This window comes from Sedimentitalea sp. XS_ASV28 (genome assembly GCF_041224545.1).
In the GTDB taxonomy this organism is placed as follows: Bacteria; Pseudomonadota; Alphaproteobacteria; order Rhodobacterales; family Rhodobacteraceae; genus Sedimentitalea.
In genome coordinates, this window is sequence record NZ_JBGFGP010000177.1 from 78463 (window position 1) to 93890 (window position 15428).

Below are 15428 nucleotides of genomic sequence, written 5' to 3' on the forward strand. Positions count from 1 at the left end.
ACTTGGCAAGGCAGTTCAACACTTCAATGGGCGCTTTTGGAAACAAACACGTCAACAAACGGCCCGAACCGGTGCCTATACCTTGGTTGCCGGGGCGGCAGGGGTGATCTGGCGGCGATTGAGCACCGCTTCGCGCCAGGTGATGAAGCAGACCGAGCCCAGGACAATCGTGCCGCCCAGAACGACCCAGAAATCGACCGGCTCGTTAAAGGCAAGCGCACCAAGCGCCGTCGCCCAGACCAGTTGCAGGAACGTCACCGGCTGTGTCACCGCGACCGGGGCCGCCGCAAAGGCGAGCGTCATCGTGTAATGCCCCGCAGTCGCGAAACAGGCGACACCGAACAGGATGGCGATCTCGGTCCAGGTCGGCGTCACCCAGACCGCATAGGCAAAGGGCGCCAGGAAAATCGTGACCATGATCGACAGCATTCCGACGACAACCGCCGCCGGCACCCTGTCGGCCGTAACCTTCGCCAACAGGTAGGAACCGCCAAACAGCACCGCCGTCAGCAACATCGCGAGATGGCCGGGTTCGATTTCACGGAATCCGGGCCGCAAAATGATGATCGCACCGATCAGAGCGGTGACCACCGCCGCGATCCGTCGCATGGCGAGTTTTTCGCCAAGGAACATCGCCGCGCCGAGTGTCACATAGATAGGCGAGAGGTAATTGATCGCGGTGACCTCGGCCAGGGGAATCTGAGTCATGGCAAAGAACCACAGCATCACCCCGATCGAATGAAGCGCGCCACGCAGTGTGAATTGCAGCATCAGCCTGCCGGTGAAGCGCGTCTTGCGCAGCACCGGGATCATCGGGATCAGAAATACCAGTCCGAGAAAATAGCGCAGAAATGCCTGTTCTTCCGGCGGGATCCGCGGCCCAAGATACTTGACGATTGCGGTGACGGCGACAAAGCACAACCCCGTCACCAGCATCCAGAGAATGGCAACCAATGGCCGCGATGTCCGTGCGTGTTCCATATCTCATGTTCAACACCCGATCCGCGCCGGACACAACCCTTCACATGATAAGCAACCTGGCGGCAATTGCCCACATGATGAGCGCGATGATCACGTCCAGCACCTGCCACGCGCGTGCGCGCGCAAAGAGCGGCGCCAGCAGCCGCGCGCCATAGCCCAGCGTGAAAAAGAACACGAAACTTGCCGAGACAGCGCCAAGGCCGAATTGCAGCCGATCCGCATATTGCGCCGAAATCGACCCGATGAGCACCACGGTATCGAGATACACATGCGGGTTGAGCCAGGTCAGGGCCAGCACCGTCAGAAGACTCGCGGCCAGGCCGCTGGTGGCGCCATTCCCGGTGACGAGCGCCGACCCACCGCGCCAGGCGTTTCGCAGGCTCATGGCGCCATAGACGATCAGAAACGCCGCGCCGCCATAGCGCATCACCGGTTCGAACCACGGCACATAGGTGGCGAGCGACCCGAACCCGGCAACCCCGGCAGCAACAAGCAGCGCATCGGACACCGAGCATGTCAGGCAGATCCAGAAGACATGCTCGCGGCGCAAGCCCTGACGAAGCACAAAGGCGTTCTGCGCCCCAATCGCGAGGATGAGGCTGAAGCCCAGGGCAAAACCGGCAAAATAGGTCGATACCATGATGTATCCCTTCTTGTGTCCCGGTTTGACTAGACAGGGCCGCTTCATCTATCCAGTTAAATAATATGGTGCCGATTAAGTTCTGCTAATGCAATTCGACCCTCATCACCTCGCGGCGCTCACCGCGGTTTTGCGCCTTGGCAGTTTTGACGCGGCGGCGTCGGATCTGGGGGTCACCCCTTCCGCGATCTCGCAGAGGATCAAGGCGCTGGAGGACCGGGTCGGCACTGCGCTTGTCTTGCGCGGTGCGCCCTGTACCGGAACGCCCGCCGGTGCGCGCCTGGTGAAACATGCCGAGGACGTGACCCTGCTCGAAACACAGGTCAGCCGCGAGCTCGCGCTGGAACGCGGCACCGGGCCGACCCGCCTCAGGATCGCGGTCAATGCCGACAGCCTCGCCACCTGGCTCGTTCCCGCGCTGTCCGGGGTGACGGACATCCTGTTCGATCTGGTGATCGACGATCAGGATCACAGCGCCGCGTGGCTGCGGCGTGGCGAAGTGAACATGGCGATCACCGCCCAGGGCAAACCAGCGGCGGGATGTGATGCCTGGCCGTTGGGTGCGCTGCGCTATGTGCCGACCGCGAGTCCGGCCTTCATGCAGCGATGGTTTCCAGAGCGCGTTGACCTGGCGGGACTTGCGCGTGCGCCCTGCCTGACCTTCGATGCCAAGGACATGTTGCAGCGCCGCTGGATCGAACAGGTCTTTGGCAAAGCCATCACGCCGCCTGCACACTACCTGCCCTCGACCCACGCCTTTGTCGAAGCCGCCACCGCCGGGCTGGGCTGGGGCATGAACCCGCATCACCTCGTCGCGGCCCGTCTGGCGGACCAGCGATTGCGCCCCCTGTTGGCCGACGCGCCGCTGGACGTGCCGCTGTCGCTTCAGGTGAGCCGGATCATGGCGTCCCCGCTCGCGCCGCTCATCCGGGCCATCCGAATGGCCGCCAGACGGGGCCTCGTTCAGCCCTGACTCGCCGATTTTTTTCCAGTACACGCACGCACTGCGCGCAACAAAATGTCCTTGGCGGCCCGCATACCACAGTATTCTTTCGCCGAGATCCCATTTGAAGCTGGCCATGTCGCAAATCGGAGCTTATATGCCGCTTGCAGATAGCGTGACGCGCACATCCAGAGGATCGACATATGGCCGGGTATAACAAGACGTTTGAACTGACCGTGAATGACATCGACCGCATCGAAACCGCCCTGCGTTTGCACAAGCAGGCGGTCTCGCGCGAGCGGATTGAACTGGCAGACGCTCAGGGTGCCACGACGGATGCATCGCGCGCCGAACGGATAGACGCGGAACTGACGGCCATCCACGACCTGCTCGGGCGGCTGCACAATCAGAAGATTTTCTATCGCCCCGCCAAGGCGAAAAAAGTGCCCTACGTCAGCGGTTAGCGATCAGAGCTGCTCCATGACCTCGTCGCTGGCCTCGAAATTGCTGGTGACGCGCTGAACATCATCGTCGTCCTCCAGGGCGTCGATCAGCTTCATCAGCTTCTGCATGCCTTCCAGATCCATCTCGGTCGTGGTGGTCGGCCGCCAGACCAGCTTGGTGCTTTCGGACTCGCCCAGTTCGGCCTCGAGCGCCGTGGCAACGTCGTTCAGATCGGTATCGGCACACCAGATGACATGGCCGTCTTCCGAGCTCTCCACGTCTTCGGCGCCGGCTTCGATCGCCGCCATCATCACGGTATCCGCATCGCCCACCTCGGCCGGATATGTCACTTCGCCCTTGCGGTCGAACATGAACCCGACGCTGCCGGTCTCGCCCAGATTGCCGCCATTCTTGGAAAAGGTCGAACGAACCGTCGATGCGGTGCGGTTGCGATTGTCGGTCATCGCCTCAACGATCACCGCGACGCCATTGGGGCCATACCCCTCATAGCGGATTTCCTCGTAATCATCGCCCTCGCCCGCCTGCGATTTCTTGATCGCACGGTCGATGACGTCCTTGGGCACCGATTGCGACTTGGCTTCCTTGACCGCCAGACGCAGGCGCGGGTTCTTGTCCGGGTCCGGATCACCCATCTTGGCCGCGACGGTAATTTCCTTGCTGAGCTTGGAAAACAGCTTGGAGCGCGCGGCGTCCTGACGCCCCTTGCGATGCTGAATATTTGCCCATTTGGAATGGCCGGCCATGTAAAGACTCCCGCTGATGCCCCGGTTTCGACGCTCTATAGTGGAAAGCGCGGCCCGTGTTCAATCCCTGACACGCCCAACGACCGCCCGGCCCGGAAAACAACAATCCGCGTGACGGTCGCAATCCGCAGCTTGCGCGCGGTGCAAACAGGACTGTGCCGTCGGCAGGTCACCAGGGCCGCATCTTCAAGAGCGGCTTTGCGTCTGCCCGATCCTGCGCTAGGCTCTGCCAAACCATGAATTCGGGCAGTAGCGCAGATGACCACCGACCAGATTACCCTGTTCACACTGTTCGCAGGGGTGTTCGCCCTGCTGCTCTGGGGGCGGTTCCGCTATGATCTCGTGGCGTTCTCGGCGCTGATGCTGGGTGTGGTGCTCGGCGTGGTGCCCGCGGATGACGCGTTTTCGGGGTTTGGCCATCCCGCCACGATGGTGGTGGCGCTGGTTCTGATCGTGTCGGCGGGGCTGGTGCGGTCCGGAGCGGTGTTCCTGATCACCCGCACCCTGGTTGACAGCAGCCGCCCCTTGGGGGCGCATATCGCTCTTATGGGCGCAATCGGCGCGGTGCTTTCGGCTTTCATGAACAATGTTGCGGCCCTTGCCCTGCTGATGCCTGTCGATATCCAGACGGCACGCAAGGCCGGGCGCAATCCGGGGCTGTCGCTGATGCCGCTGGCCTTCGCCACGATTCTTGGCGGGATGGTGACGCTGATCGGGACGCCGCCCAACATCATCATCGCGTCGATCCGGCAGCAATCGCTGGGCGAGCCGTTCCGGATGTTCGATTTTGCCCCGGTCGGCGGCATCGCGGCAATCGCCGGTCTTGCCTTTGTCGCGCTGATCGGCTGGCGGCTCATTCCCAACCGCGACAATGACACGGGCGGCGCGGAGAACCTTGCGGATTATGTCGCGGAACTTACCGTGCCCGAAGAGTCCGAGCATATCGGCAAGCGGCTGGCCGAGCTGTATGAAACCGCCGAGAAATCGGATGTGGCCATCATCGGCCTGATCCGGGACGGCAAGCGACGCTATGGTCGGGCGGCCAACGCCCTGCTCGCGGCAGGAGACACGCTGGTCCTGGAGGCGCGCCCCGAGGCGATCGACGAATTCCGCTCGGCGTTGAAACTCGACTTTTCCGACAGCAAGCGGCAGGAACTGCTCACGGCCGAGGGCGAGGGGCTCGAGATCATCGAGGTGGTGGTTCCCGAACATGCGCGCATCACCGGCAAGACCGCGCAGGGCGTCGGGCTGGCATGGCGGCGCAACACCGTTCTGATGGGAATTTCCCGTCAGGGATCGCGCATCACCCGCCATGTGCGCCAGACCGAAATCCTGCCCGGCGATATCCTGTTGCTGCTCTGTCCGCGCGATCAGGGTCCGGATGTGACCGACTGGCTGGGCTGTCTGCCGCTCGCTGCACGGGGGCTGAGCGTGACGGCCAACGACAAGGTCTGGCTGGCCATCGGGCTGTTCGCTGCCGCAGTTGCCGCAGCGAGCTTCGGGCTTCTCTACCTGCCCATCGCACTCGGGCTTGTGGTGATCTCATACGTGCTGACCCGTATCCTGCCGATCCGCGAGATTTACGACCATATCGAATGGCCGGTGGTGGTGCTGCTGGGGTCGATGATACCGCTTGGCACGGCGCTGGAGACATCGGGGGGCACCGAACTCATAGCGGGGGCGCTGACCGACCTGACGGCGGGAATGCCCACATGGATGGTGCTGACGGTGTTGATGGTTGTGACCATGACGCTGTCGGATGTCCTCAACAACACCGCGACGACAATCGTCGCGGCACCCGTGGGGATCCAGATGGCCCAGACACTGAACGTGTCGCCCGACCCGTTCCTCATGGCCGTGGCGGTGGCGGCCTCGGCGGCGTTTCTCACGCCCATCGGCCACAAGAACAACACGCTGATCCTCGGACCCGGCGGCTATCAGTTCGGCGATTACTGGCGCATGGGCCTGCCGCTGGAGATCATCATCGTTTCGGTCTCGATCCCCGCGATCCTTGTATTCTGGCCGCTTGCAGGCTAGGCGACGGCAATGAAGCGCTTTCTGATCCTGCAATTGCGGCCCGAAGCCGATGCCGCCGATGACGAATTCGCGGCCATTCTCGACAAATGCGATCTGACCGCGGATCGCGCGCACCGGATCCGGCTGGATCGCGAACCGCTGCCCCGGGATCTCGATGTGACCGATTATGCCGGGGTCATCGTCGGCGGCGGCCCGGGATGCGTCAGCGACGCGCCCGAGGCGAAATCAGAGATGGACGCGCGGATCGAGTCCCAGATCATGGCGCTGATGCCGCAGATCACCGCGCGGGATCACCCGTTCATGGGCTGTTGCTACGGGCTGGGCATCCTCGCCCATCACCTGGGCGGCGATGTCAGCAAGGCAAGGTATGGCGAAGCCGTCGGCCCGTCCGATTGCAGCCTGACGCCGCAGGCGGCAGACGATCCGCTGACCTCTGGCCTGCCTGCGCGGTTCCAGGCTCTGGTGGGCCACAAGGAAGCGGTGCAGGCGTTGCCACCGGGCTGTGTGCACCTGATCCAGTCGGGCCCCTGCCCGTTCCAGATGATCCGCCATGGCGACAACGTCTATGCGACGCAGTTTCATCCGGAGGCCGATGCACGTGGCTTTGAGCGCCGGATCCAAATCTATCGCAATCACGGCTATTTCCCACCCGAGCAGGCCGACGCGCTGATCGAGAAATGCCATGCGTCGCAGGTGACCGTACCGGGCGAAATCCTGCGCCGGTTTGCAGAACGCTACGGGTGATCAGGAGAAACGACCGGGCCGCTGACTACAACGGCCAGATCAGCGGGATCAGCGCCGACGCCAGAATACCGATGGACAGGTTCAGCGGAATGCCGACCTTCATGAAATCGGTGAACTTGTACCCTCCCGGACCGTAGACCAGCATGTTGGTCTGATATCCGATCGGTGTGGCGAAGGACGCGGATGCCGCGATCATCACCGCCACGACCAGCGGACGTGGTTCGATCCCCATCGCGCTGGCAAGGCCGATGGCAATGGGGGTCATGACCACGGCCACCGCGTTGTTCGAGACAAGCTCGGTCAATATCGAGGTCAGAAGGTAGATCGCCCACACCACGAGGAATGGCGGCAGGGTTTCCAGCACCGGCGCGATGGTGCTGACCACGAGGCTGACCGCGCCCGAACTTTCCAGTGCCGCGCCGATTGCCAGCATGGAAAAGATCAGCGCAAGCAATTGCCCGTCGATAAAGGAAAACGCCTCGTCCGAATCGATACAGCCGGTAATCAGCACGACGGCAACCGCAACGGTGGACAAAAGCAGGATCGGCGCCACGCCGAGCGCGGCCAGAACCACGATCCCCACAAGCGCGAGAATGGCGATCGGCGCGTGATTGCGGCGATAGGCCCGGGCGGAGGGCTTGGACACGTCAACCATCTCCATATCCGCCGCCAACCGCTGGATGTCCGCCGGCGCGCCTTCCAGCAGCAGCGTATCGCCGACCCGGACCACCAGTTCATCAAGCTGTCGTCCGATATTCTGGTTGCGCCGGTGCACCGCCAGGACATAGACGCCATAGCGCCGCCGAAGTCGCAACGTGCCCAGCGTCCGGCCCACCATCTTGCAACCGGGCGTGATCAGAACCTCGACCGTCGAGGTCTCGACCGCCGACACCTGATCGACGCGCTTTAGCTCCTTGTTGGCCTGCAGGCTCAGCAATTCGGTCATCTGCGTGCGCAGCACCACGCGGTCGCCAACCTGCAATTCGACCCCGTCGAGATTGCGCCGCAAAGACACGTCCCCGCGCACAACGTCCACGAGGCGCACGCCTTCGCGTTTGAACAATTGTACGCCGGTGACTTCGCGTCCGATCAGGTTGCTATCGGGCGGGATCACCGCCTCGGTAAAGAACTTCATGCGCGACCGGTCCGACAGCATCATCGCCATGCTGTCGCGTTCGGGCAGCAACTTGGCCCCGACAAAGCGCAGATAGAACATGCCCCAGATCACAACGGCCAGCCCCAGCGGGGTGACTTCGAAAATGCTGAAGGGTTCAAGCCCCTGCGCCCGTGCCACACCGTCGACCAGCAGGTTGGTCGAGGTGCCGATGAGCGTCAGCGTACCCCCCATCACCGCAGCATAGCTGAGCGGAATCAACAATTTGCTGGCGGCGACATCAAGCGTGCGCGCGAGCTGGATGAACACCGGAATCATCACCACGACCACCGGCGTGTTCGAAACGAAGGCCGATGCAAGCACCACAAAACCGAGCAACATGCCGATGGCAAAACGCGGGTTCACGCTGGCCTGTTTCTGTGCCAGCGTCGTGAAGGCATCCAGCGCCCCTGTCCGCACCAGCCCGCCCATGATGATGAACATCGCCGCGATCGTCCAGGGCGCGGGGTTGGCAAGCACCGGCAACGCCGCCTCATAAGGCAGAACACCGGTCACCAGCATCGCGGCGACCCCGGTGATGGCAACGACTTCGGTCGGAAAAACCTCGCGCAGGAACATGATGAACATCGCCGCAACGATGACCAGCGTCAGGACGGCGCTGCCGGTGTCGGAAAGCTGAAAAAGCTGCATGATGTGCGATCGGACCCGGCGCTGCGAATGGCTAGCGCACAGTTTCCTTCATTGCCGCGCCGGGTGCAAGGGGCTCGTGCCTGCGGGGCTGAACCGCAAACACACCGGCCAGCATCAGCGCGGCGGCCGCCCAGAAATAGGGCGAGTAGCTCTCTGCCAGAAGCAGCATCGCCCAGAACACGCCGAATCCGGTAACGAGATAGCTGGCCTGAACGGCAAAGACCGCCCCGGCACGCCCGACCAGCCAGACATAACCCGTGTATGTCAGCGTATGGATGACAGATGAAGCCAGCAGCGCCCATTCGGCCGCACCCCACGGCGCGCGCGGGTCAATGAACTGGCCCGAAGTCAGCGCAAGCGGCAGGCTGAGCACAGCACCGACAAGCGACGCGCCGAGCATCACCTGAAACGGGTTCATGCCCGCGATACCCCACCGTGCGACATAGTTGCCCTCGAACGCATAGCAGGCCGAGGCGATCATCGCCACCGCGACCCATCTCATCAGGCCCGGTTCCGGCAGGCTGGCCTGGGGCAGGATCAGCAGGCAGACCCCCGCCAATCCGAGCAGCAGCCCGCCGAACCGGCGAAACGAGAACCGTTCCAGCCCCAGTCCGAGCGCAATCGGAAATGCCACCATCGGCACCAGCGACAGCAGGATCGACATGACCCCCGAGGGCAGATGCGCAATGGCCGTATAGGACGCCGAGTTGGGAATGATGGTGCCGATCAATGCGATGATCACATAGGTTCGCAGCGCCCGGACGGTGAGCGGCAGGCGTTCGCGCCGCAGGATCATCACGCCACACATCAGCAGGGAACCGATCACCAGTTGCCATAAAATCAGGCCGAAATGCCCGTGTCCCGTGCTGACCGCGATCTTAGAGAGCGGTTGCGTGATCCCCCACCCGGCCCCCAGAACGGCCAGAAAGAACAGCAGGAAGATCCGCTCTCGTCGTGTCACGGGACAGCCTGTTCCAGCCGCCCCCCGACCCGGATCATGCGCAGGGATTTCGCCGCGCCGCTGCGATCATCGGTTTCGACGAACACGCCGGACAGGGTCGCCTCGCCGCTGGCCGGGCTGAACCGGGCCTTGGGCATCCCGGTGATGAAACGGCGCAGGGGCTCTTCCTTGTCCATGCCGATCACCGAGTTGTAATCACCACACATTCCCGCATCGCTCAGATATCCGGTGCCGCCCGGCAGCACCTGTGCATCTGCGGTCGGCACATGGGTATGCGTTCCCACCACAAGGCTGGCGCGGCCATCGCAATAATGCCCCATCGCCATTTTTTCCGAAGTTGCCTCGCAATGCATGTCAACGATCACCGCATGGGCAAGACCGCCGCGCGGATGCGATTTCAGGATCGGTTCCACGGCGGAGAACGGATCGTCAAACGGCCGTTTCATAAAGACCTGTCCGAGCACCTGAAGCACCAGCACCTTGCGCCCGCCCGGCGCGGTGAACAGACGATAGCCCTTGCCGGGCGCATTCCTGGCAAAATTCAGCGGGCGGACAATACGCGGTTCGGTCTCGATGAATTGCAGCATGTCCTTCTGGTCAAAGGCATGATCTCCGAGCGTCACGCAATCGGCGCCCGCATCCAGCAAAAATCTGGCATGGTCCCCCGTCAGGCCCATCCCGTTACTGGCGTTTTCGCCGTTGACCACGACAAAATCCAGTTTCCATTCCTCGCGCAGCCGAGGCAGCTGCGCCTTGATTGCGGTTCGGCCCGACCGGCCCATCACATCGCCCAAAAACAATAGTCTCATGCCATCGTCCTAGGCCGCGCTTGCGCCTGGGGCAAGGGCAATGCGCTTGTCCGGCGCTAGGCGCCTATTCCGCCCCGGCGGATCATCGTGTCGGCCACATGCGCATAGGCCTTGCGCCAGGCCGCTTCGAGTTCCGGGGTAAGCTCGTCGCCCAACCCCTTGCGCAATGTCTCGATCAGGGCGTCGCCCATCGGTGCGAAATGTGCCGCTTCCACGCCCAGCGACGCGTGCAACCTGCCCAGCCCAAGGTATTGCTGAGCACTGCTGGCATCATCGTTCAGCCGCGACAGGATAACGCTCAGCGTGGTCATGAATTTCATCCCCTGCCCCTCGATGTCTTCGCGAAACATGTCGCGCAGTTCCGGCGCGTGCCGGAACAGTGCCTGATAGAAATAACGCGGGTGATCGGTGAACTCGTCGCGCAATCGCTGCAGGCTGGCGCGCACCAGATCCAGTTCGGTCCGTGACAATATCATGTTATCTACCCCATCTGCGAGATGCAGAAAGGGTATCACGCCGATGGATGCGCGAATTTGATCTGACCCCGTGTTTTCCCGGATCAGCGCCCGAAGGTCAGGATACGGCTTTCCGTGACGACAAAATCCAGCGGCTGATCGGTCGGTTCGAGCGGCAAGGAGCCGGCCTCCTGCGCGTCAAAGGCAAAGCCGATGGCAAGCGTGGCGCGCCGGGACCGCAACCGTTCGAGCGTGCGATCATAGAACCCGCCCCCATATCCCAGCCGACCGCCTTTGGCGTCAAAGGCAACCAGCGGCACGATGAGCATCTCGGGTTCAAAGAAATCGTCATCTTGCGGCACCCGCGTGCCAAATGCGTTGTCGCGCAACGGCGTATCCGGTTCCCAGCGGCTGAATCGCAACGGTTGCGCAGCGGCCTCGATCACCGGAAGCCCGACCGGACCGTGCGCCGCCGCCTCGGCCATCGCAGGAAGCGGATCGATCTCGGTGCGGATCGGCAAATAGCCCGCGAGCGGCACCCCCCGATACCCGGCGAGCAGTTCCGAAAGCCGTCCGGCACCGGCCCCGTCCGCCGCATCGAACGCAGACTTGCGCCGGGCAAAGGCGGCCTTGCGCGCGGCGGTCTTGATGGCGGCCAGATCGCTCATAGCAAGACGATCCCCGCCAGCCCGAGAAACACGAAAAAGCCCACGACATCGGTTACCGTCGTCACGAAGGTGCCCGAGGCCAGCGCCGGGTCGACGCCCATCCTGTCCATCGCCACCGGAATGACCGTGCCCGCCAGCCCGGCGACCACCAGGTTGACCACCATCGCAACGGCGATGACGTAACCGATCTGCGCCGAGCCGAACCAGATCAGGCCGACAACGCCCATGACCACGGCAAACACCACCCCGTTCAGCAGGCCCACCAGCACCTCGCGCCGGATCACCCGCCAGACGTTCGAACCGGTCAGGTCGCGCGTCGCCAGCGAGCGCACGGCAACCGTCAGCGACTGTGTCCCGGCATTGCCGCCCATTGACGCGACAATCGGCATCAGCACCGCCAGTGCGACAAAGCGCGCCAGCGTGTCCTCGAACAGGGCAATCACCAGCGACGCGAGAATCGCGGTCAGCAGGTTCACGGCGAGCCAGGGAAGGCGACGCTTGACGGTTTCCCCGACACTGTCCGAAAGCGAGCTTTCATCACCGACCCCGGCAAGGCGCATGATATCTTCCTCATGCTCTTCATCCAGGACCGCCATCGCATCATCGATCGTGATCATGCCCGCCAGGCGCCCGTCATCATCCACCACCGGCGTTGAAATCAGGTGGTACTGGTTGAAGGCATAGGCCACGTCCTCTTCATCCTGGGTCGCCGGGATGACGGTGAACATGTCCTCGGTGATATCGAGCAACGGCGTCTCGCGCCGCGCGCCCATCAGCTTGCCAAGACTCACGTTGCCCACCGGGCGCATGCGCGGATCGACCAGGATCACGTGATAGAACTGTTCCGGCATGTGGTCGTTGCTGCGCATGTAGTCGATCGCCTGCCCGACATTCCAGTGCTCGGGCGCCATCACGACCTCGCGCTGCATCAGGCGGCCCGCCGAGCCCTCGGGATAGGACATCGCCTGCCTGACGGCGAGCCGGTCGGTCTCGTCAAGCGCGCCCAGAATCGCGTCCTGCTGTGGCTGCTCCAGATCCTCGATGAGATCGACGACATCATCGCTTTCGAGTTCGCGCACCGCTTCGGCCAGAACCTCGGGATGCAGGATCGAGATCACGTCCTCGCGCAGGCCTTCGTCGAGTTCCGACAGGATGTCGCCGTCAAATTCACGGTCGTAGAGCCGGATCAGCCGGCCCCGGTCGAACGCGTTGAGCTGTTCGAGCAGGTCGGCGATGTCCGCCGCGTGCATCGGCTCCATCAACTCGATCAGCTTGGCCTGATCGTTGGTATCTACCGCATAGAGAATTCCCGCCACGGCCCGTGGATCAAGCTCGTAGGCCGAGTCGTCACGGAGCTGTTCTTCGGTGTCTTGTTCGACGTCATCAACCATGTACTGTCCCCCGCAATTGCCCCCTAGATAGAAGAAGCTGCTATCGGAAAACAATGACAATACCGCGATTTACGGCAAGAATTCGCTTCGCTACGCTCAGAGACCGAGTGTCGCCACACCACAGGAGCCAGACATGCAGGGAACCGTGATCCTCAAGGGGCAGGTGCTGTCTTTCATCGGCTCGCCCTTTGCCGATGCGCCGACAGATGCGGCAAGGCTGGACGAGGCCATCGCGCTCCGCGACGGACAGATTGACGCCATCGGCGACCTTGACGACCTGCAACGGCAGGCCCCCGGCGCAAGCGTGGTCGCCTATCCGGACAAGCTCATTACCGCCGGTTTCGTCGACGCCCATGTGCATTTCCCGCAGACCGCGATGATCGCAAGCTGGGGCAAGCGGCTGATCGATTGGCTCAACACCTATACCTTTCCCGAGGAGATGCGGTTCGGCGACGCCGCATATGCCGCAGAAATCGCGGCGCGGTATCTCGACCTGAGCGCCGCGCACGGCACCACGACCATGTGCAGCTTTGCCACCATCCACCCCGAAAGCGTCTCCGCCTTCTTTGCAGAGGCACAGCGGCGCAATCAGCGTGTTATCGCCGGCAAGACCTGCATGGACCGCAATGCGCCGGACGGCCTGCGCGACACGGCGCAGACCGCCTATGATCAATCGCGCGCCCTGCTGGAAAAATGGCACGGGGTCGATCGCATATCCTATGCCATCACACCGCGCTTTTCCCCGACCTCGACGCCGGAACAGCTCGAAGCGATGGGCGCGCTCTGGGCCGAACATCCAGACTGTCTCATGCAGACCCACCTGAGCGAGCAGGTGGACGAAATCGCCTGGGTGCACGACCTCTTTCCCAATGCGCGCGACTACCTCGATACCTACGAAGCGCATGGTCTGCTGGGCGAGCGCGGACTCTACGGCCATGCGATCCACCTGGAAGAGCGCGAGCGCGCCCGCCTGCGCGAAGTCGGGGCGGCGGTGGTCCATTGCCCCACGTCGAACACCTTCATCGGCTCGGGCCTGTTCGACCTGATGGGATTGATGCGCGAGGGTCAGACCATCGGGCTTGCCACGGATACCGGTGGCGGATCGTCCTTTTCAATGCTGCGCACGATGGCCGCCGCCTACGAGATCGGACAGTTGCGCGGAGTGGCGCTGCACGCGGCGCAGCTTCTGTGGCTGGCCACCGCCGGATCGGCCAGGGCGCTGCACATGACGGACAGGATCGGCAACCTGCGCCCCGGTATGGAGGCGGATCTGATCGTGCTCGACCTTGCCTCGACCCCCGCCATCGCACAGCGGACGGCACGGGCCGAAGACATCTGGGAAGCCCTGTTCGCGACCATCATGATGGGCGATGACCGCGCGATCCACGATGTCTGGATCGGCGGTCAGAGCCGACGCGGCTAAATCTCGGCACCAATGCGGCGGGCCAGCTCGGTCTGACGCCGGATGGCCGCACCCAGGTCCAGTGTCGCAATCTGGCCGTCGGCGACGATCTGCCGGCCTTCGACGAACAGGTATTTCACCCGCGTCGGCCCTGCCAGCAGCAGCGCCGCGGGATCCCAACTGCCCGCGCTTTCAACGCCGCTCGTGTCCCAGATCGCGATATCCGCGCGTTTGCCCACGGCAAGACGCCCGCAATCGTGGCGCCCCAGCACATCCGCGCCGCCACGGGTGGCGATCTCCAGAGCCTCGCGCGCGCTCATCGCGTCGGCTCCGCCTGCGACGCGTTGCAACAGCATCGCCATCCGGGCCTCGGAAACGAGGTTGCCGGAATCGTTGCTTGCCGACCCATCCACGCCGATCCCCACCGGCACGCCGGCATCCCGCATCGCCCGCACCGGGGCAATTCCGCTGCCAAGACGGCAATTGGAACAGGGACAATGCGCCACGCCTGTGTGCGATCGCGCAAACAGGTCGATTTCCTGACCGTCCAGCTTGACGCAATGCGCATGCCAGACATCCGGCCCAATCCAGCCGAGTTCCTCGGCATATTGCCCCGGACGACAGCCGAAATTGGCTTCGGAATAGGCGATATCCTCGTCATTCTCGGCAAGGTGGGTGTGCAGCATCACCCCCTTGTCGCGCGCGAGCAGCGCCGCGTTGCGCATCAGATCGCGGCTCACCGAAAAGGGAGAGCAGGGCGCGATGCCGACCCGGCACATTGCCCCCTCGCCCGCGTCATGATGGGCATCGATCACGCGGATGCAATCTTCGAGGATTCCCGCCTCGTCTTCGACCAGCATATCCGGCGGCAGGCCGCCGTCGCTCTCGCCGATGCTCATCGCGCCGCGCGTCGGGTGAAACCGCAGACCAAGTTCCGAGGCCGCCGCAATCGTGTCATCGAGCCGTGCGCCGTTGGGATAGAGATAGAGGTGATCCGATGACAGCGTGCAACCGGACAGCGCCAGTTCGGCCAACCCGACCTGCGCCGAAACGAACATCTCTTCGGGGCCGAAGCGCGCCCAGATCGGATACAGCGTCTTGAGCCAGCCGAAGAGCAGCGCATCCTGAGCGCGGGGCACCGCGCGCGTCAGGGTCTGATAAAGATGATGATGGGTGTTCACCAACCCCGGTGTCACCACACATCCCGATGCCTCATGCACCGCGCCGTCGCTTTTCAGACCGTGCCCGATCTCGGTGATGAGCCCGTCGCATATGCGGATATCGGCACCGGCAAGCTCCCGGCGCGCATCATCCATGGTAAGCACCGTATCCGCGTTCCGGATCAGGATTTCGGGCATGTTCGTCTCCACACTTCTGATATGGCC

Annotated in this window: 15 protein-coding genes; 5 read left to right on the forward strand and 10 right to left on the reverse strand. The window is 63.2% G+C overall.

The genetic code is table 11. The features are described from left to right. Nucleotides 1–75: 75 nt before the first annotated feature. Together AB9K34_RS23790 and AB9K34_RS23795 are read right to left on the reverse strand one after the other, a co-directional pair. Nucleotides 76–981 (reverse strand): DMT family transporter, encoded by a 906-nt coding sequence (locus AB9K34_RS23790; RefSeq protein ID WP_369957230.1) that lies wholly within the window; start codon nucleotides 979–981, stop codon nucleotides 76–78. 40 nt (nucleotides 982–1021) lie between these two features. Beyond that, complete coding sequence (locus AB9K34_RS23795) at nucleotides 1022–1621, reverse strand: LysE/ArgO family amino acid transporter (protein ID WP_369957232.1); 600 nt, start codon at nucleotides 1619–1621, stop codon at nucleotides 1022–1024. Nucleotides 1622–1709: 88 nt separating this feature from the next. Between AB9K34_RS23795 and AB9K34_RS23800 the strand changes: the two genes are divergently transcribed. Continuing rightward, entirely contained in the window at nucleotides 1710–2594 is an 885-nt protein-coding gene (locus AB9K34_RS23800) for a LysR family transcriptional regulator ArgP (protein ID WP_369957234.1), read from the forward strand. A gap of 173 nt (nucleotides 2595–2767) precedes the next feature. Beyond that, nucleotides 2768–3028: a hypothetical protein gene (locus tag AB9K34_RS23805; protein ID WP_369957236.1), complete on the forward strand. Its 261-nt coding sequence runs from the start codon at nucleotides 2768–2770 to the stop codon at nucleotides 3026–3028. 3 nt (nucleotides 3029–3031) lie between these two features. On the opposite strand, the gene AB9K34_RS23810 is transcribed toward AB9K34_RS23805, so the two are convergent. Continuing rightward, entirely contained in the window at nucleotides 3032–3772 is a 741-nt protein-coding gene (locus AB9K34_RS23810) for a YebC/PmpR family DNA-binding transcriptional regulator (protein WP_369957238.1), read from the reverse strand. Nucleotides 3773–4030: 258 nt separating this feature from the next. Here AB9K34_RS23810 and AB9K34_RS23815 point away from each other — a divergent pair, with 258 nt between their 5' ends. Together AB9K34_RS23815 and AB9K34_RS23820 are read left to right on the forward strand one after the other, a co-directional pair. After that, nucleotides 4031–5809 carry an SLC13 family permease gene (locus AB9K34_RS23815; protein ID WP_369957240.1) on the forward strand — a complete coding sequence of 593 codons (1779 nt, stop codon included), beginning with the start codon at nucleotides 4031–4033 and terminating at the stop codon, nucleotides 5807–5809. A gap of 9 nt (nucleotides 5810–5818) precedes the next feature. Continuing rightward, complete coding sequence (locus AB9K34_RS23820) at nucleotides 5819–6553, forward strand: glutamine amidotransferase (protein WP_369957242.1); 735 nt, start codon at nucleotides 5819–5821, stop codon at nucleotides 6551–6553. 25 nt (nucleotides 6554–6578) lie between these two features. On the opposite strand, the gene AB9K34_RS23825 is transcribed toward AB9K34_RS23820, so the two are convergent. From AB9K34_RS23825 to mgtE, 6 genes are all read right to left on the reverse strand, one after another. Next, nucleotides 6579–8357 (reverse strand): SLC13 family permease, encoded by a 1779-nt coding sequence (locus AB9K34_RS23825; protein ID WP_369957244.1) that lies wholly within the window; start codon nucleotides 8355–8357, stop codon nucleotides 6579–6581. Between the two features lie 31 nt (nucleotides 8358–8388). Further along, the gene (locus AB9K34_RS23830) at nucleotides 8389–9318 is read right to left on the reverse strand and encodes a DMT family transporter (protein ID WP_369957245.1); all 930 of its coding nucleotides are present in this window, start codon (nucleotides 9316–9318) and stop codon (nucleotides 8389–8391) included. Beyond that, the gene (locus tag AB9K34_RS23835) at nucleotides 9315–10127 is read right to left on the reverse strand and encodes a TIGR00282 family metallophosphoesterase (RefSeq protein WP_369957246.1); all 813 of its coding nucleotides are present in this window, start codon (nucleotides 10125–10127) and stop codon (nucleotides 9315–9317) included. The genes AB9K34_RS23830 and AB9K34_RS23835 overlap by 4 nt, the downstream gene beginning before the upstream one ends. A gap of 56 nt (nucleotides 10128–10183) precedes the next feature. After that, nucleotides 10184–10603, reverse strand: a complete 420-nt coding sequence (locus AB9K34_RS23840) for a globin domain-containing protein (protein ID WP_369957248.1) — start codon at nucleotides 10601–10603, stop codon at nucleotides 10184–10186. An 83-nt stretch (nucleotides 10604–10686) separates the two neighbouring features. After that, on the reverse strand, nucleotides 10687–11250 hold the full coding sequence (locus tag AB9K34_RS23845) for a 5-formyltetrahydrofolate cyclo-ligase (RefSeq protein ID WP_369957250.1): 564 nt from the start codon (nucleotides 11248–11250) through the stop codon (nucleotides 10687–10689). After that, nucleotides 11247–12641 carry a magnesium transporter gene (gene mgtE, locus AB9K34_RS23850; protein WP_369957252.1) on the reverse strand — a complete coding sequence of 465 codons (1395 nt, stop codon included), beginning with the start codon at nucleotides 12639–12641 and terminating at the stop codon, nucleotides 11247–11249. Before mgtE ends, AB9K34_RS23845 begins: the two co-directional genes overlap by 4 nt. 133 nt (nucleotides 12642–12774) lie before the next feature. Between mgtE and guaD the strand changes: the two genes are divergently transcribed. Next, complete coding sequence (gene guaD / locus AB9K34_RS23855; protein ID WP_369957254.1) at nucleotides 12775–14064, forward strand: guanine deaminase; 1290 nt, start codon at nucleotides 12775–12777, stop codon at nucleotides 14062–14064. On the opposite strand, the gene AB9K34_RS23860 is transcribed toward guaD, so the two are convergent. Continuing rightward, on the reverse strand, nucleotides 14061–15401 hold the full coding sequence (locus tag AB9K34_RS23860; RefSeq protein ID WP_369957255.1) for an 8-oxoguanine deaminase: 1341 nt from the start codon (nucleotides 15399–15401) through the stop codon (nucleotides 14061–14063). The genes guaD and AB9K34_RS23860 overlap by 4 nt on opposite strands. Between the last annotated feature and the right edge of the window lie 27 nt (nucleotides 15402–15428).

What these genes read in the sequence shown, in the direction of transcription:
- AB9K34_RS23805 (WP_369957236.1), top strand. Translation starts at nt 2,768, where the DNA reads ATGGCCGGGTATAACAAGACGTTTGAACTGACCGTGAATGACATCGAC.
- AB9K34_RS23840 (WP_369957248.1), bottom strand. Translation starts at nt 10,603, where the DNA reads ATGATATTGTCACGGACCGAACTGGATCTGGTGCGCGCCAGCCTGCAG.
- AB9K34_RS23845 (WP_369957250.1), bottom strand. Translation starts at nt 11,250, where the DNA reads ATGAGCGATCTGGCCGCCATCAAGACCGCCGCGCGCAAGGCCGCCTTT.
- AB9K34_RS23790 (WP_369957230.1), bottom strand. Translation starts at nt 981, where the DNA reads ATGGAACACGCACGGACATCGCGGCCATTGGTTGCCATTCTCTGGATG.
- AB9K34_RS23820 (WP_369957242.1), top strand. Translation starts at nt 5,819, where the DNA reads ATGAAGCGCTTTCTGATCCTGCAATTGCGGCCCGAAGCCGATGCCGCC.
- AB9K34_RS23835 (WP_369957246.1), bottom strand. Translation starts at nt 10,127, where the DNA reads ATGAGACTATTGTTTTTGGGCGATGTGATGGGCCGGTCGGGCCGAACC.
- guaD (WP_369957254.1), top strand. Translation starts at nt 12,775, where the DNA reads ATGCAGGGAACCGTGATCCTCAAGGGGCAGGTGCTGTCTTTCATCGGC.
- AB9K34_RS23800 (WP_369957234.1), top strand. Translation starts at nt 1,710, where the DNA reads ATGCAATTCGACCCTCATCACCTCGCGGCGCTCACCGCGGTTTTGCGC.
- AB9K34_RS23825 (WP_369957244.1), bottom strand. Translation starts at nt 8,357, where the DNA reads ATGCAGCTTTTTCAGCTTTCCGACACCGGCAGCGCCGTCCTGACGCTG.
- AB9K34_RS23795 (WP_369957232.1), bottom strand. Translation starts at nt 1,621, where the DNA reads ATGGTATCGACCTATTTTGCCGGTTTTGCCCTGGGCTTCAGCCTCATC.
- AB9K34_RS23860 (WP_369957255.1), bottom strand. Translation starts at nt 15,401, where the DNA reads ATGCCCGAAATCCTGATCCGGAACGCGGATACGGTGCTTACCATGGAT.
- AB9K34_RS23815 (WP_369957240.1), top strand. Translation starts at nt 4,031, where the DNA reads ATGACCACCGACCAGATTACCCTGTTCACACTGTTCGCAGGGGTGTTC.
- mgtE (WP_369957252.1), bottom strand. Translation starts at nt 12,641, where the DNA reads ATGGTTGATGACGTCGAACAAGACACCGAAGAACAGCTCCGTGACGAC.
- AB9K34_RS23810 (WP_369957238.1), bottom strand. Translation starts at nt 3,772, where the DNA reads ATGGCCGGCCATTCCAAATGGGCAAATATTCAGCATCGCAAGGGGCGT.